This is a genomic window from Candidatus Phycosocius bacilliformis (genome assembly GCF_003112735.1).
Classification (GTDB): Bacteria; Pseudomonadota; Alphaproteobacteria; order Caulobacterales; family Aquidulcibacteraceae; genus Aquidulcibacter; species Aquidulcibacter bacilliformis.
Genome location: NZ_BFBR01000004.1, coordinates 178,700 through 196,100, shown reverse-complemented (window position 1 = coordinate 196,100; position 17,401 = coordinate 178,700). Strand labels below are relative to the sequence as shown.

The window sequence follows — 17,401 nt, the reverse complement described above, 5'->3', positions numbered from 1 at the left end:
TATGCCTGAACCCCACATCATGGCCGCGATTGTCTGGGCGCTTGTTCTGGGCGGGGCCGGCGGCGCCCTCACCACAATTAGTCCATGGTATCGAAACCTCAAAAAGCCAAAGTGGCAGCCGCCGGACTGGCTGTTTGGTCCTGCTTGGACTGTGATCTTGGGATTGGCGGCATGGGCCGCGATTCTGGCTTGGGAAGGTGCGTCTGCGCCGCATGAACACGGGTGGGTAATCGGGCTTTATGGCGCCAATTTCATCCTGCATTTCTTGTGGTCGCCACTCTTCTTCATGTTCAAGCGACCGGATTGGGCGCTGATTGAGTCAGGGTTTTTGTGGATTTCGGTCTTGGCGCTGTGTGTCGGCGTCTTGCCATTGTCGCCGCTCGCCAGTGTCTTGCTGGTGCCTTATCTTTTATGGGTCTCCTTCGCCACATTCCTCAATCTGGCGATCGTCAAGCTCAATCGCCCGTTTGGCCTTCCGACAAGCCCGTCACTCTGACGAGCCACGCATACCAGATCTGCCGTCATGGCCGGACTGGCGTCACGGCATGATCGGATCACATGTTCCATCGGCCAAAAAGGCGGCAGGCCCCATCTGATAGGATGTGTAGGTGAAACTGCCCCGCGCCGCGCTTGGCCCCGCTGCAGTGATCGCCGACTTCCAACTACACGAGACCCGCGCCCCATCCAGATCAAGGGCCGTTAAGCGCGCTGTCGAGCCCAAGGGCTCCAGAATGGTCGTCGATAAATCGACACGGCGCAGATCAACCCCATCCATTGTAAACGGCAACATGAAAATCCCGGTCAGAGGATCGTGACTGACACCGGTCAAGGATGAACTCGCCAAGCTGCCGGATACGGACAACCGATTGACCTTGGCATTTGGGAACCGCAAGCCAATCAGTTTTCCATGCAATGTGGCTTGATCCAGCGTCGCGCCATCAAAGCGCACGTCATTCATCACCATGATCCGCCAATTGATCCGACTTAAGTCTGCGCGGGCGAAGGAGACATTGCTCAATTCCACCCCCTGCATGGTCCAGTTGGCGAGATTGAGACCTGAGAAATCGGTGTCGATGAATTTCACACCTTGCATGGTTGAGGCCACACCGGCCATTTCGGTAATGCTTGCCGGTCCATTGGGGCCATTGAAGCGCACCCCCTCAAATGTCGTCTCACTGATAAAGCCAGATTTAAACTGCGCGCCGTCAAAGCTGGTTGAGCCGAATGTGGACTTGATCAGACGCGCCTCGTCGAACTGGGTCCGCGCGAAACTTCCGCCTCGAAAACTTGAGCCTTCAAGCGTGGCCCGGCTGATCTTTGCGCCACTAAAGTCCACCCCGTCACTTTCCACATCTTTGAAGCCGCCCAGTGCGCCGCCAATGGCTGCGCCATCGAGCTTGCAGCGATAGAGACGGGACTTTTGGATTAAGGGGATTTGTGCCCCGCTCAGCACCGCACCGTCACATTCTGCGCTGATCATGCCACCGGGCCAGCGCGACTTGCTATAATCGCCGCGTTCCAATGTGAGGGCGGTTGCGCCGGCAAGGTTCAGACTTGCCTCGCGGGCGCTGGCCCCGATCAAAGTCAATTTGGTCCAGCTGGCCGAAAGATTGGCCTTGTCAATCCGGCACGATCGGCATTCCAAGGGCCCTTCGAGCATGGAAACATGGGCATTTGTACCCGTCAGATCCAATCTTTCCAGGCTGACGCCGCGGGATTCCTTGACGGCCAACCGAACCGCGCCAGCTGGAACCTCGGTCTGCCCAGACAGAGCAATCCCTTTGGCTCCCGCCAGATTGAGGTCACGCATCGCAGGATTGCGCAGCTCAATGACGCTCTCGATCATGGCCTGCCCAAAATCGAGCTTATCATCCCCGTCAACGATTTGAATTCGGCATTCGGCGCAGAAGAAAGTCTCGCGTGCGTTCAAATTCGCCTTTGGAAAGCCCAGCGCATACCCAAGGCTGCTGCCTCCTTCAAACCGGCTGCCGGAGATATCGACACGGGTAAAGGCGCTGTTTGGGTTAGGAGAGGCACGCCAGCGGCCATTTTTGAAACTCGTATCCACCGCATTGATTGTGAAATCACCGCTAAAGCTTGCATTGGGCAGCGTCATATCCTCAAACGCGAGCAGGCCGCGCGAGTCAAAGGTGCAGGCTGTGCAGACGCGCAAATTGTTCACACTGGTGGTATCGCCGCGCATCGAGATTTGACCTGTAATCTCCTCGAACTTGCCGCCGACCCGGATTGGGGCTGCAAACATGGTGAGCTTGGTGACAAAGCGCGATGACATGGTCTGGATTTCACCGACATTGATGGACATCGACCCCAGCCGCTCCACCGTTAGCTTGTTGACCACAAGGTTGGACGCCACGACATCAGATTGGTGGCCATCCAAGATCTTGAGCTCCTCATTGGCCCGCACGCCATTCAGGGTCAGCTTCTTGAAGTTGCGGTTGGAAAAGGTGAGGGTGCGCGCCGTCACATTGGTCAGGGTGACCGACGCATCAGAGCCCGTCCCATCCTCAGTGCTGACAAGAAGCGTTGTCAGATTCAGCTGATTGAGAGCCAAATCGGTCATGTAGCGAGACGTCAGGCTCAGCTCCCCGGCTGGGGTGCGGGGTGATGAGAGCCGAACGGATTCCAGTGTCTGAGGGGCAAACCGGGCGGGTAGGCGTGCCTCACACAAATGGATATTCTTGACCTCTGACATGTCAGTTCGCCGGACATTTGGGTCCGCTTGGGTGCCCGTCAAGTCGAGACCGCGAACGCAACCTGCTTCGCGGCCTTGGCCAAGCAGGCGCGCACCGCTCAGATTAGCTCCCGTGAGCAGGACTCCATCCGTCGCGGGCGGCAGCGATATGCTGGCCGATGACAGGTCCGCGCCAGAAAAATCAGCCCCAGCCAGCTGCCCGGCCACCATCTTGCTGCGCAGGTCCAGGCGCGCAAAGCGGCTGCCGCGATAGTCATAGGAAGGTCGGAACAAGATCGAAGACCATGGGCCAGCGATGGGGTTGATTGTGGTAAAGTCGATGCAATTCCAATCATTGAAATTGCGGTCCCCCAGACGCTGGGCCGCCAGCGCGGTGGGTGCGGGGTTGAGACCGGAAATCCCAGCATCATCCACGCATGCTTTTCTGGCTTCATCAAATGCGAAGCGTTTGAACACGCCAATCATACAGCGCACAATGGCTTCAGATTCCTGGCCATTGCAAAAGCGGCCACCTCCGGCGATGGCTGTATCGCGCAGGATGGTCACATCGCTCAAGTCCACGCCGACCACGAACACGCGGGAACAACTGGACCGCACCTGTGCTGCAGAGGCGGCTGGATTAACGCCGTCATTGCCGTCTGTGACCACCACAATCATATGACAGCGGTTGGAAATTCCCGGCAACACGCGCGCGACAAAAGCATCCAGCGAGGTAATTGGATTGTCCCCGCCGCTGGGGGACAAGCCGTTCACAATTGATCTGATGCGATTGATATTGCCAGGCCCTAATGGAACGACGACATTGCCACCATTGGTCAGGATCAGGCCCGTATCATAATCACCTTCGGCTTCCAGCCGGTCCAGCAACACCCCAACTGCTTGTTTGGCGGAGGCCATCCGGCTTCCCGAACTCATAGAGCCTGACGTATCGAGCAGGATGTAGACTGATTTGTCCAAAGGAGCTTGCTGGGACCAAGCCGGCTGGCCCACCACACAGATGAGCCCAAGGAGGACGCCGACGAGCCATGTAACCAGGGAACGGGTGCGCACAGCCATCAGGGTGCATCCCCTGCCGATTGACAGGCTTGGGTGATGGCAGCATCGGATGGGTTGTTGGCGAGGAAGCCATCGCTGACGACACCATAGCGTATCCAGCCTTGAGGGCCGTCAGAACCGCGCGAGCCCGAACTGCCGCTGCGGCCGCTTGATCCTGATGACCCCGAGGTCCCATCATCGCCAGACCGTCCGCCTGATCCCGAATAGCCAGAGCTGCCCATGCTGCAGTAAAGCGGGGTCGAGATGCCGGTTTGGGCGTTAAACACCGAGCCGGTACCAGCAATGCCGCCCATGCCACCCACGCCGCCCCAGCCACCATTGCCGCCCGAACCACCCGCACCGTAGCTACCTGCTTGGCCTGCTGATCCGGCAGACCCGCCCCCGCCACCGGCACCGGGGTTGATGCTGATCTTCAATCGGGGTCTAACCAAGCTGATTTGTGTGGTGGAACCCTCGACCAGGACACACACACGACCCCCGGCTCCGCCATTGCCACCATTACCACCATTGCCGCCGTTACCCCCGTCGCCGCCATTGCCACCGGGGCCACCGCGCCCACCGGGGCCGCCAGTTCCGCCATTGCCGCCCTGACCGCCATTACAATCGCAACCAAAGAAATTACAATAAGACCCAGGCGATCCTTGTCGACCCGGATAGCCTTGCCCTCCGGCCCCGCCATCACCACCGCTACCCCCAGCCCCGCCATAGCCACCAGCACCGCCTGCGCCCCCGCGCCCACCGGCCCCGCCGCGCGCTGAAATCTCGGCTACTTCGGATTCTGGCATGATCCAGCTCTCGCTTGATCCAGCAAATCGGACTTGGAACGGGCGTTCGCGGCCAACAACGCCTTCGAGCGGTTTGACGACCACGGCCACGAAAGCCCCGGCAGCGCCATCCCCGCCACGGCTGCCACTGCCGCCATTAGACCCCGAGGAGCCATTGCCACCGCGTCCTCCACTATAGCCACCCCCGGCATATTGATTGGATGATTGACCATCTTCGCCGCCATAGCCCTGCTCGCCGCCCGAGCCTGCATAGCCATTAGACCCCGGGCTGCCTGCGGCCCCATCAAAGGCACGACGGAAGCCATTTTGTCGCTTAAAATTGGGGATGAGCTCCAACGGCTCACTGATTGTCTTGCCGCCCCAAGCGATGCGGATTTCGAGCGCCGTTGTTGCGGCCCGCTCAAGCCGGATGTTCGACACGCTGAGCCGCCGTCCTTTTGCGAGCACGGCGCGGCCAAAATTGGTTTCAACCGTCAGTCGGGTCAAATCAACCGGGAAAGCCGCCCAGCCTGTGGCGGAGCCCCAATCCGGCGAGAAGGCCATGCGGCCATCCTTGTCAAAAACGATCAGGGCAGCGGGTGCTGGGCCTTGGCCGGCATAAACCGAATAGATGGGCGCTGAGTCCCACACCACTTTGGCTCTCACAGGTGTATCGAATGCCGGGGTGCGCAGGTTTGCGGCCTTGCGTGACACGACTTGCAAGCCGATCAAATTGCTGGACACATCAAAGCTGGGCCCCAAAAGGGGGGCGTCGGCAAACAATCCTCCCTGATACGGCCAAAGGTTAGCGGATGTGCCAACACTTAACCGCGAAATGTCAGGAATTGTGGTCACACCCATGCCCCGGATCGGGCCGCTGCCTTGACCGTCGCTGCGCCGACGGGCCTCGATATCAAGGCGGCGCTGTAAGGCCCGTTCGATGCGCTCACCTCCGGCACTTCCGGCGTTCTGCACGCTCAGGCCAGCTTGGGCGATGGTGAGGCTTTCCTGGATGGGCGTTCGCTCACCGATCGCGCGGCTGAACAAGTCTGCGACCCGAGACGTTTGGCTGTCGTCCATCCTGGCAGCGGATGGCGCAACTAAATCCGCATAAAGCACCAGAAGAGTTGCGCGGTCGGCTGAGCCTAGGGTGAGGCCTGGTTCAACCTCATCGGCCGACGTTTGGCGCGCCAGGCTGCCGGCAAGGACCGGTGCCAGTTTGGCCGCATCATATCCCTGCAACGCTGCATGAACCACGGCCATGCCCGTGACAGGGTCCCAATTCATCAGCTCTCGGATCACCGATTGGGTCGAGCCGCCCACGGCCTCTTCCTGCACCGCCTGATTGCGGACAAGCGCCTCAAGAAAGCTCGCCCGCGGGAAATCCTTGATGACGCCTTCTGTGCGCCCAGCCCGTTCTTGCGCTTCGCGGAATAAACGCTCCAGTGAGCGTCCACCTGCAGGCCGGTCTTGCGCCAAGAGGGCGGGAGCAGCCAGATCCAAATAGCGTTCCATGGCGGTTGGGCTGGCTTTGGCTAAGTCCCGCTCGATAAAACTGCGCTCTTGCCGGGCGCGACTGGCCGCACCGGCACCATCGGCTTTGGCCAGAAAAATGAAAGCTGCGGTCCTTTGCTCGATCCGCCCTTGGTCCTCTTCCAGCGCCTCCCGGCGGGCTTCAACAAGAACCAGATCACTGCCGATGCCGGCTTGGGCCTGTGCCGCCGCAAAGAGGCTGAACGTGCAGTCAAAGGTCTGGCATGCGGTCCGCGCCGCAGGCAGTCGCGTCAGCGCATTGGCCCCAAGTCCGGCTTGGGCGGGTATGGCGCGGGCAATGGTGAAAAGTCTGAGAAGACCTTGCGGGTCGCTGGCTGTCTGAACGGCTGGATTTGCTGCCGCCACCGCCGGAAGCCTGCGGGCCAACCCATCATATAACAGGTTGCGGGTTGCCTCATCCATTTGCGCTTGGCGGGCCAAAAAAGCCTTATAAGCACGGTCAAGTTTGCGGGGATCAGGCTCGCGTTCACTCAAAACCACGAGAACCCCGACAGCATGGCGAAGCCGGGCTGCCGGCAAGTTTCGCACGTCTGAGGTTAGCGTCTCAAGATTAAACGCCTTGCGTTCGGCAGCCTGCAAAGCACTTGAGGGGACCCCGCCCATATCGCGCAATTCCCCTACCAGCAGGCGGGCGGTTGCTGCTGCCCGCCGATCGCTGGGCCAGCCCGGCAGGCGTTCGCCCAAATAACTGATGGCCAGTTGGCCAAGACGGTTACGCTCTTCCCCCGTCGCGGCACTCCATAATGTCAGCAGCGGGCTTGCAGCCCAGTCTTCAGCTGTGCCTGCAAGAGCTTGGCTGGCCAGAACCCGGACTTCGGACTGGAAAAGTGCCACATCGCCGTAACGCAACTGCGGTGGTTCCGTGTACAGATCGGCAAGCCGATTGCCCAATCCCCGAGCCCGCTCAGCTGACTGGGGTGGAAGACTACGCAGGATGTCGCGTGTCCGACGCAGCGTGTTCAAAAAGCCGTCGCCATCATCAACCTTGCGGGCCGACAGGGCTTGGCTCAATTCAGAAAGGCTACGCAATGATTGATCCTGCGCCACCGCGACCTGGCCAACCACCAGCAGCAGAACGCCCAGCAAAACCATACCAAATCGGGCTTTTTGGCTGGTTTTTGCCAAGATACGCGTCAGAAATCCTGCCATGGTCAAGTCTCCAGATATGACACTTCAAATGACATTAGGTCCCGACAAATCATTGTGCAAGCAAGACCAAATGAGGGGTATCGCGCAGTCGCTCTGACTGCGTCAGGAGATGCTTTCTTCGCGGTTTGCTTTCGGGGGGTCTAGGCAAGCGGCCTGCACCAAGACAGATTGGTAAGACAGTGGGAGGGTCAAGTGGATGATCGCGGGGTTCACAGCAATGCGCGCAGGCGGGCAAATATGATCGGCGCTCTGAGTGTTGGCTTGGTGCTTTTGACAAGTTCTGTCGCTCAAGCCCAAGCCGGTTCAGGCGTTGAGCCGACGATACAGGGCGAGGCAAGGCCTGGCTGGACGCTTGTCTGGTCCGACGAGTTTGACGGGCCGATGATTGATCCCAACAAATGGACCCACACTGTCGATTGTTGGGGTGGGGGTAATGAAGAGCAGCAATGCTATACCGAGCGGCCAGAGAACAGCTTTATCCGCGATGGTAAACTCGTCATCCAAGCGCGCAAGGAACGCCGACGCGGCTATGCCCTCCCGCTTGAACAACGCACCACCAAGGCAGCGCGCGAACAAGCTGTCACCTTGCCCTATAGTTCGGCAAAACTGACGACCAAAGGCAAAGCCGATTGGCGTTATGGCCGGATTTCGGTGCGGGCGCGCCTGCCCCAAGGCCAAGGGACATGGCCGGCGATCTGGTTGCTGCCAAGCCGCGAGCTTTATGGGCCTTGGGCTGCCTCTGGTGAGATCGACATTATGGAGGCGGTCAATCTGGGTGAGCCTTGCCCAGCCTGTCCGGGCGGGATTGAAAACACCATCCTCGGCACCCTGCATTATGGCGGAGCTTGGCCCAAAAACACGTTTTTGTCGAAAACCACCCCCTTGCCTGGAGATTTGGACGGCTTTCACACCTTCACCTTGGATTGGGATGCCAATAAAATGGTGTGGTCGATCGACGGCGTGCCTTACGCCACCCAAACCCCAGCTACCTGGCATGTCGATCAAAGCCCATTGCGGCCATCAGCCCCCTTCGATCAGCCATTCTATTTGATCTTGAACCTTGCCATCGGCGGAAAACTCCCCGAAGGCCGCAACCTCGGCGGGGTCAGTTCAAAGAATTTTCCCAAGACAATGGAAATTGATTGGGTTAGGGTCTATAAATGTGAACGCTCACATGATAGCAGTTTGTGTGGGGATTGACGGGCTGGCGGTGTCACGGGCGGCTCGGCAAACGTCGCAAAGAAACAAAAAATATTTGGATAGGAAACCGAAATGGCCGGACCAAGCGCAGTCAACGTGCAGCCTCAAGCGGGTAATGTGAACGACAGAACCCTGTTCTTCATGTCGCTGGCTTTGTTCTTCATCTGGGGATTTGCCACGGTCCTGATCGATATTCTGATCCCAAAATTCCGCGGACTCTATAATCTGAGCTATGCGGAAGCCATGCTGACTCAATCAGCTTTCTTCCTCGGTTACTTTGTATTCTCGATCCCGGCAGGCAATCTGGTGGCCAAAGTCGGCTATATGCGGGGCATTATTGCGGGCCTTGCCGTGATGATTGGTGGCTGTCTTTTGTTTGTTTTGGCGACCCATCTTGAAATTTATTCGGGCTTTCTGTTTGCCCTATTTGTTTTGGCGGCGGGCATCACCATTCTGCAAGTGGCAGCCAATGCGGTTATCTCGATTGCCGGGGCCGCAGAAACCAGCTCAGCCCGCCTGACCCTGGCACAGGCCTTCAATAGCTTCGGCACATTCATTGGCCCCTATGTTGGTGCCAAGCTGATCTTGGAGGGTGGGCCAGAGATTCCCAAGGACATTTCGACCCTCACCCCGGATGCGCTGGAGGCCTTGCGGGCAGCCGAAGCCGCCGCCTTGCAAACCCCTTATCTGGGTATTGCCAGTGTGTTGGTTCTGATCATGATTGTCTTCTATTTGAAGCGCGATCTCCTGCCACCCTTGGCCAAGGCTGAGACATCCAAGGGTGTAGGCTTTCATCTGTTGGCCAACCGCAAAATCTTGTTCGGCGTGCTTGCGATTTTCGCCTATGTCGGTGCTGAAGTGGCCATCGGCTCGGTTCTGGTCAATTATCTTAGCCAGGCCAGCGTCTTGGGCACCACAGAGGCCAAAGCAGGCCAACTGGTTGCCCTTTATTGGGGCGGGGCGATGGTTGGCCGCTTTGTAGGGTCATTCATTCTCAGTCGTTTCCCTGCTGGCAAAGTGCTTGCTACCTTTGCCATTATCGCAATTGGCCTGGCCGGTTTGGCGATGGTTTTGAGCGGTCAGTTTGCGGCAATTGCCATTTTGTCGATCGGCCTGTTCAACTCCATCATGTTCCCAACCATCTTCTCGCAAACTGTCATTGGCTTGAACGATGAAGACACTCCCAAAGCAGCAGCATTGCTGTGCATGGGCATTGTGGGCGGGGCCATCCTGCCACTGGTCACAGGTTATGCCGCGGATCATATCGGCCTGTCGCTGGCCTTGATCGTGCCGATCCTTGGTTACGCGTGGCTTGTGTATTTCGGCCTATTTATCCACCGTCAAAACGCTGCCTCGGCGAATTAAGCAAAGGCTGAAGAGATGAAGAATCGCGCTCTGAATCCCCGTCTCGGAACGGTGGTCCGCGTGGGTCTGGTTGGGATCCTAACAGCCTGTTTCAGTCTGGTGGGTTGCGCCTCTGGACCCAAGAAGGATGATCAAGTGGAAGCCCGGATCACCGAAATCATAAGTAAGATGAGCGTGGAGCAAAAAGTCGCTCAGCTCATCATGCCTGATATTTCGACGATCACGCCTGAGGACGTCGCCAAATATCGCTTTGGAACCATTTTGAACGGCGGCAATTCCGGCCCCTATGGCAATGAACGTGCAAAGCCAGAAGAGTGGTTGAAGCTGGCGGATGCATTCTGGGCCGCCTCGCGTACCCCCCATGCTGACGGTAGTCCGGTCATTCCGGTTTTGTGGGCGACCGATGCTGTCCATGGCCACAATAATGTGGTGGGCGCGACAATTTTCCCGCACAATATCGGTTTGGGTGCGACACGTGATCCTGCTTTGATCCGCGAAATTGGCCGCATCACGGCTGCAGAAATCAAAGTCACCGGTATCGACTGGACCTTTGCTCCGACGCTGGCAGTGGTCCGCGATGATCGGTGGGGCCGGACCTATGAGGGCTATGGCGAAGACAAGCAATTGGTCTCCGATTTGGGTGCGGCCATGGTTGAAGGCTTGCAGGGAGTCGGTTCTGAGTTCCTCTCCCAAGAACGTGTGATCGCGACTGCCAAGCACTTCTTTGGTGATGGCGGTACCGGCGGCGTTGATACCGGCGATACGGTCGGCAAAGAAGCCGATCTGGTAGCCCTGCACGCCTTCCCCTATCGCGCCGCGCTTCAATCGGGCGCCCAAACGGTGATGGCCTCATTCAGCAGCATTAACGGCCAGAAGATGCATGGCAGCAAGTCCTATTTGACCGAATTGCTGAAGGTGGAAATGGGTTTTGATGGCTTGGTTGTCGGTGATTGGAATGGCCATGGCCGCATCCCCGGCTGCACCAATAGTGATTGCCCTGAATCGATCAATGCAGGCCTCGATATCTTCATGGTGCCCGAAGATTGGAAGGCGCTTCTCACCAATACCAAGGCAGCGGTCGATAGCGGCAAAATATCACAAGCCCGTTTGGATGATGCTGTGCGTCGCATCCTGCGCGTGAAGATGCGCTATGGCCTGTTTGACTTGCCCGCCCCATCAGCCCGCAAGCTCGGGGGGCAATTTGCGCTTTTGGGTGCGCCAGAACATCGCGCTGTCGCCCGCAAGGCGGTGTCAGAATCGCTGGTTCTGTTGAAAAATGAGGGCGTGTTGCCAATTGACCCGCGCCGCACGATTTTGGTGGCTGGCGAGGGGGCTGACAATATTGCCAAGCAGTCGGGAGGTTGGACGATCACCTGGCAAGGCGGTGGCGATCTCAGCAATGCCGACTTCCCCGGTGCGCAATCCATTTTTGCCGGCATTGCTCAGCAGGCTGAGGCGGCAGGGGGAAAAGCCATCTTGTCGGTTGATGGCAGCTATACGCAAAAGCCCGATGTTGCGATCGTGGTATTTGGCGAAAAGCCCTATGCGGAGTTTATGGGCGACGTCAAAAATCTGTCCTATACCGACGCCAAGCCCTTGACATTACTCAAGAAGTTCCAGGCTGAGAAAATCCCTACCGTGGCTGTTTTCCTCACCGGCCGTCCGCTTTGGGTCAATAAGGAACTCAATGCTGCTGATGCCTTTGTTGCGGCATGGCTGCCCGGCAGCGAAGGCGGTGGCGTGGCCGACGTCTTGTTGAAGACCAAGGATGGACAGATCCAAAAGGACTTCAAAGGAAAATTGTCGTTCTCGTGGCCGCAGGCCTGCGATACCTATTCGCTCAATCCCGGCGAGGCTGGTTACAAGCCCTTGTTTGAGTATGGGTTTGGTCTGAACTATGCCACCAAGGCCGCTTGGACCCCGCTGGGTGAGGCCTGTGCCTTGAGCAAACCCAATGCTGACAATGATGTGGCGGTGTTTGCCCGCGGCCAGAGCTTGGCACCATTTGCCCTGTTTGCCGCTGACGGGCAGGGGCAGCGTATCCGTCTTGCCAGCGCGAAGGGGCGCAGTGCTGATGGCAAGGTAAGTGTGGTCGCGATGGATCGGTCTGCGCAAGAAGATGCCCGAACCATCTCTTGGACGGCTGGCGGTGCATTTGGTTTTGACCTGGCTGGGACGCTGAATCCAGCTGCCTTGGGACAAGGCCGTGCACTTCGGATCGAGTATCAGGTCGGAACCCGCCCATCTGGACCCGTGACCTTGTCCATGAGTTGTGGCCCGAATTGTCGTGACGAGATTGATATTACGGCATCGGTAGCTTTGGCGGAGCAAAAGGGATGGCTCACGGCGGTTGTGCCCCTGTCTTGTTTCCGAAAGGGCCCGCAGATTGGTCTGCCATTATCCATCCAATCGAGCGGTCGCTTTGAGATGTCGATCTCGAGTGTGACCTTGGTGGATGATGGCGGCGAGACGTCCTGCCGCTTTTGAGGCTGCCGGTGAAAGGGCGCCTTAAGGGCCTTTCAAGATCATGATCCACGTCCAACAAAGTCATTCCCGCCGACGCGACGCGCCAAGCGGGAACTTTGTTGGATGAGTGTCACCCGATCAGCTTCGCCTTTGCGGGCTCTGATGCCCGCATCGGCACGACACTACATGGCTGCCGGGCAATAATGCTTCAGATAGTCGCCATGGGTGGGCATGTGCTGGACCACAAATTGGATGGATTGCTCAATCCCACGCAATTCATCGCTGGTCTTGGGTTCAATCAGCGTGTCAGCCATCGCATTATGGCCTTGCATCGTAATGCCTTGCCCCATCATCACCGCAGCCCAGCTGGTTTCGGTAAATAGCTCATCATCTTCCCGGAAAATCTGTCCATTGAGCCGGAAGAGGTCTGTTTTTTCGGTTAGGCTTTCAGGCACAGCCATATTGCGGCAGTAATTCCAAAATGGGCTGTCGTCTCGTGTGGTCGCATTATAGTGCAAGATCAGGAAGTCGCGGATACGGGCATATTCCTTACCGGTCAGGCGGTTAAACGCATCCTCTTGCGCTTGGGTAATGCCATCGAGCGAAAGAAGCGCGATCAGCTTATTGATGCCTGTGTTGATCAAATGGATGGAGGTTGATTCCAAAGGCTCCATAAAGCCAGCGGCAAGGCCGAGAGCGACGACATTCTTATTCCAGAACTTCTTTCGCCGTCCTGTGACAAAGCGCAGGAAATTCGGTTCAGCCTGTGGTTTGCCGGCGATATTATTGACCAGAATGTCGAGGGCTTCATCATCGCCCATGAACTCGCTGCAATAGACATGGCCATTGCCGTTGCGATGCTGCAGTGGAACCTGCCATTGCCAACCCGCCTTATGGGCAGTGGCGCGTGTGTAGGGTGGGGGCGGGCTGCCGTCTTCACGTTTGCATGGCAAAGCCACGGCGCGATTGCAGGGCAAATAGTTCGACCAATCCTCATAGCCGGTCTGCAGGGCTTGTTCGATCAGAATGCCGCGGAAGCCAGAGCAATCAACAAACAGATCGCCTTTGACAATGTTGCCATTGTCCATCGTCAGTTCTGTCACAAAGCCGGTCTGACCATCCAAGGCCACATGCTGGACCTTACCTTCGATGCGGACCGCACCCCTAGCCTCTGCATAGGCACGCAGATATTTCGCATAACGACCTGCGTCGAGATGATAGGCGTAATTGATCGGCGGAAGGTCTTCGCGCTGATAATCCTCGGTCCGCGCAAAACGGCCAAAATGGGCGGCCATGGTTTCGATATTGAAAATCTGAATGGGCCTTTTATCGCCCGCCTGTTTGAATTTATGCCAGATATGGTGGAATGAGACACCGTCCAATTGATAGCCATAATTACCAAATGGGTGGATATAGCTGTCGCCAATCTTGCCCCAATTGACAAATTGAATGCCCAGTTTGAAGCTTCCCTGAACCGCCGACAGCATGTCGCGCTCATCAATTTCCAACAGGCGATTGAAGTCAAGGAAAGGCGGGATCGTGGCCTCGCCGACGCCGACTGTGCCGATCTGCTCTGACTCGATCACGACGACATTTACCGGCCTGCCAGCCCGCAAACGCGACAAAGCCGCCGCCGCCATCCAGCCTGCGGTGCCGCCGCCTAAAATTACAATCGTCTCAATCGACATTTATGGTTACTCCCAGAGGTATCTTAACTGTATTTTCCTGCCATTTAGCACGCTTGACGCAAATGTGAACGTTCATTTTTTCTTGTGAACGCTCTCAATTGCGAGTATGGCTCAAGCAACATGATCAACTTCCTTCGAAAAAGAAGGGAGACAGGGGAGGAAAAATTGGCCTATCGACTCACTGCAGGCACCACCACGTCCCGGTCGCGGCGCTTAGCCGCGCTGACCACCGCCTCAAGCCTCGCCCTGCTGGCCTTGGTTGCCCATCCCGCGCACGCGCAGACCGCGCCAGAGCCTGCCAAGCCAGCTGAAGCCACGCCGCCTGCAGCCGAAGAGGAGGCACCTGTCGAAGTGGTTGTGGTCACCGGCTTCCGGCGGTCGCTGCAAAACGCGCAGTCGATCAAGCGCAGCCTCGACACGGTCGTTGATGTGGTCACTGCCGAAGACATTGGCGCGCTGCCAGATCGCTCGGTTGCAGAGGCCCTGCAACGTATCCCCGGTATCAATATTTCCCGCTTTGAACAGCGCAATGACCCTGACCGCTTTTCGGTTGAAGGGTCGGGCGTGATCATCCGTGGTCTGCCATATGTGCGCTCAGAGCTGAATGGCTGCGATATTTTCTCTGCCAATGGCGGTCGTGAGTTGTCGTTTAATGACGTTTCGCCCGAACTGCTCGGCCGTGTTGAAGTGTTCAAGAATGCCACCGCCGACATGATCGATGGCGGGATTTCCGGCACCGTCAATCTGGTCACCCGCAAGCCTTTTGACAAAAAGGGCCCACGCTTTGCAGGCACGATTGAAAGCAATTACGGCGACATGGCCAAAAAATGGTCGCCTGGCTTCTCCTTCTTGGCCTCCAACACCTATGAGACCGAAGTCGGCAATTTCGGGCTGCAATTGGCCTATGCCCAGTCTCAGCTGGTGACCAAGACCGACGCCTCGCAGATTACAGACCCTTGCTATCGTGATGCGTCGCTGACTTCCGCCTGTATCCGGGTCCGCCCTGTCGGTTCGGGTGGCTTTAGCGGCAGCCAGGCTTTCACCTCAGCCAATTTCCCACCGGCCAATGCCGTCTTTGTGCCGAAGGGTGCTGGCGTGCGCACCACCGATCTGACTCGTGACCGCGACGCGATTTCGGTCGTGGGCCAGTGGGAAAGCAATGACAAGCGTTGGCTGGCCACGCTTGAATATCTCAAAGCCACCACTGAAGCGACTTTGGAAGAATATTCGGCATTGGCCTTGGTGAATGATGATGGCCTTTTCCCGGTTGTCGCACCTGGGACCACCCCGACTTTCTCGGGCAATCAATTTGTGCGTGGCACCCTCACCCAAGTGCAACCGTTTACGGGCGGACGTGGCATCCCAACCGAATTATTGCGCTTCCAACGTGAAGACGCTGCGTCGACGGAGGATGTGTCGCTGTCGGTGAAGTTCAATCCGTCAGACCGCTGGCGCTTTAACTTCGAAGCCCAATATATCGGCTCTGATCGCACCGAGAACGGCTTCATTTCGGCGATGCAGACCTACACTGACGTCTTCATCGACAATACGGGCGACACACCGCTGGTGCAGTTCCTGCAACCAGGATCGGCCAATTCGCCAGCCAGCTATTTCAAAGATCCATCCAAGACCTTCTATTGGTTCTTGCTCGACAATCAGGTCTATAATGAAGGCGAGATGACAAGCGTCCGTCTCGATAGCGAATATGATCTGAAAGAGGATGGATTCTTCAAAGGTGTCCGCTTCGGGGCACGTTGGGCTGATCGCTCACGCATCACCCGCAACGCCAACTTCTCAAACTGGGGCAATCTGGGTGCACCTTGGACCGGTCGAGGTGGCAATTGGAATTGCGGCGACTTCCAAGCCTTCGGCTGTGGTGGCGCTTATGTGAAAGACTTCCCAGGGTCTTCGGCCATCCGCAATCCATTCGGCAATAATTTCCAACGGGGTAATGTCCCCGTGCCCTTTGGTGACGGTTCGGCCTTCTTCTTTGGCAGTGACAACACGGTTCGCGACTATCTGAGCGGGGAGATCCGCAAGCAGGCCGCCGCGATCACTGCCTACACGCTGACCCCAAATGCGTGGTTCCCGATCTCGGCGCGCAACAATAATGTGACCGGTGGTCCATGGACCCCGGGTGAAATCTCCGACGTGGAGGAGTTGACCTCATCTGCCTTTGCCCGTGTGGACTTCGGCAAGGAATTCTCCAGTGATCTGAAGGTCACCGGCAATTTCGGCCTGCGCTATGTGGAAACCACGGTCCAAAGCGGTGGCTCGATCCAGATGCCCACCGGCGAGTTCTTCGACAATCCCAATATCGTCAATGGCGTGAACATTGGCGGCAATGGCGACGGTATCGTCAGCGTGGCTGAATTGCAGCGAGCTTGCAGCAATGTTCAAGCTGGGCAGATCGCGCCGGGCTATTGCAGCTTGTCGAGCACACGTTTGGCGGAGTTTGCCTCCTTCTTTACCGGTGAGAAGATTGACGATAGCGCCGACATCAAGTTCGACCACGTCCTGCCAAGCTTCAATGCGAAGGCGGATTTCGGCAATGGCATGTTGGTACGGATGGCCATTTCGAAAGGAATTTCACGCCCGGATCTGAATGCCTTTGCCACTGGCGGCGGCATTTCTGACAATACCGCCAATCTGAAGGCCGGTGGTACGCTCGCCACCGGGCCGCTTTTCCAGATTGGGACGGGCAATCGCCTGCTGCGCCCGATTGAGTCCTGGAATTATGACCTGTCTTACGAGTGGTATTTTGCCAAAGTGGGCTATGTCTCGGTTTCGGCCTTCATGAAGGACATTAAGGGCATCGTGAATGGCGGGGCCTCGGTTCGTCGCTTTACCAGTCCTAAGGGTGTGTCCGGCGATATTCTGGTCAACGGTCCGGTCAATAGCGATGGCGGCATCCTGAAAGGGGTCGAGATCTCTTATCAGCAGACTTATGACTTCTTGCCGGGCCTGTTGAGCGGATTAGGTGCCCAATTCACCTATACCTATGTGGATGCGGGTGACTTCAGCAACTCAAATCTGGGTGCCGAGCAAAGCCCATTTGCTGGGTCCACGCCATTGGCAGGCGTGTCTGAGCATACGATCAACGCAGTTGGCTTCTATGAGAGGGGCCCCATTGCGATGCGTCTGGCCTATAATTGGCGCTCAGAATTCCTGCAGACACCACGCGATGTGATCTTCCCCTTCTCGCCCATTTATGGCGAGGAGACAGGTCAACTTGACGGCTCGATCTTCTATACGTGGAGCCCCCGTGTGAAGTTCGGCATTCAGGGTGTGAACTTGTTGGATGAAGTCACCCAGACCAGTCAGGTCATTGACTTCAAGGGCACGCGTGTGACGCGCTCGGCCTTCCGCAACGACCGCCGCTTCACCGTCATGGCACGGGTCGAGTTCTGATCGATCTGACCAGAGCGAGCCTTGGGCACACCCAA

General features: G+C 57.4%; 8 protein-coding genes. 5 read left to right on the top strand and 3 right to left on the bottom strand.

Annotated elements, in window-relative coordinates:
* The first annotated feature begins 1 nt into the window (after nucleotide 1).
* Nucleotides 2–496, top strand: coding sequence for a TspO/MBR family protein (locus PbB2_RS08075; protein WP_108984799.1), 495 nt, complete (start codon nucleotides 2–4; stop codon nucleotides 494–496).
* Nucleotides 497–538: 42 nt separating this feature from the next.
* On the opposite strand, the gene PbB2_RS08070 is transcribed toward PbB2_RS08075, so the two are convergent.
* Both PbB2_RS08070 and PbB2_RS16360 read right to left on the bottom strand, forming a co-directional pair.
* Nucleotides 539–3,769, bottom strand: a complete 3,231-nt coding sequence (locus PbB2_RS08070; RefSeq protein WP_108984798.1) for a pentapeptide repeat-containing protein — start codon at nucleotides 3,767–3,769, stop codon at nucleotides 539–541.
* Nucleotides 3,769–7,236: a hypothetical protein gene (locus PbB2_RS16360; protein ID WP_108984797.1), complete on the bottom strand. Its 3,468-nt coding sequence runs from the start codon at nucleotides 7,234–7,236 to the stop codon at nucleotides 3,769–3,771. Before PbB2_RS16360 ends, PbB2_RS08070 begins: the two co-directional genes overlap by 1 nt.
* A gap of 237 nt (nucleotides 7,237–7,473) precedes the next feature.
* On the opposite strand from PbB2_RS16360, the gene PbB2_RS08060 reads away from it, so the two are divergent.
* The 3 genes from PbB2_RS08060 to PbB2_RS08050 all read left to right on the top strand — a co-directional run bounded on the left by PbB2_RS08060 (nucleotide 7,474) and on the right by PbB2_RS08050 (nucleotide 12,288).
* Nucleotides 7,474–8,436, top strand: a complete 963-nt coding sequence (locus tag PbB2_RS08060; RefSeq protein ID WP_108984903.1) for a glycoside hydrolase family 16 protein — start codon at nucleotides 7,474–7,476, stop codon at nucleotides 8,434–8,436.
* A gap of 72 nt (nucleotides 8,437–8,508) precedes the next feature.
* Nucleotides 8,509–9,801, top strand: coding sequence for a sugar MFS transporter (locus tag PbB2_RS08055; RefSeq protein WP_108984796.1), 1,293 nt, complete (start codon nucleotides 8,509–8,511; stop codon nucleotides 9,799–9,801).
* A gap of 15 nt (nucleotides 9,802–9,816) precedes the next feature.
* Complete coding sequence (locus PbB2_RS08050; RefSeq protein ID WP_108984795.1) at nucleotides 9,817–12,288, top strand: glycoside hydrolase family 3 protein; 2,472 nt, start codon at nucleotides 9,817–9,819, stop codon at nucleotides 12,286–12,288.
* Nucleotides 12,289–12,449: 161 nt separating this feature from the next.
* On the opposite strand, the gene PbB2_RS08045 is transcribed toward PbB2_RS08050, so the two are convergent.
* The gene (locus PbB2_RS08045; protein ID WP_108984794.1) at nucleotides 12,450–13,955 is read right to left on the bottom strand and encodes a tryptophan halogenase family protein; all 1,506 of its coding nucleotides are present in this window, start codon (nucleotides 13,953–13,955) and stop codon (nucleotides 12,450–12,452) included.
* A gap of 165 nt (nucleotides 13,956–14,120) precedes the next feature.
* On the opposite strand from PbB2_RS08045, the gene PbB2_RS08040 reads away from it, so the two are divergent.
* Nucleotides 14,121–17,366 (top strand): TonB-dependent receptor, encoded by a 3,246-nt coding sequence (locus PbB2_RS08040; protein ID WP_238164917.1) that lies wholly within the window; start codon nucleotides 14,121–14,123, stop codon nucleotides 17,364–17,366.
* Nucleotides 17,367–17,401 lie beyond the last annotated feature (35 nt).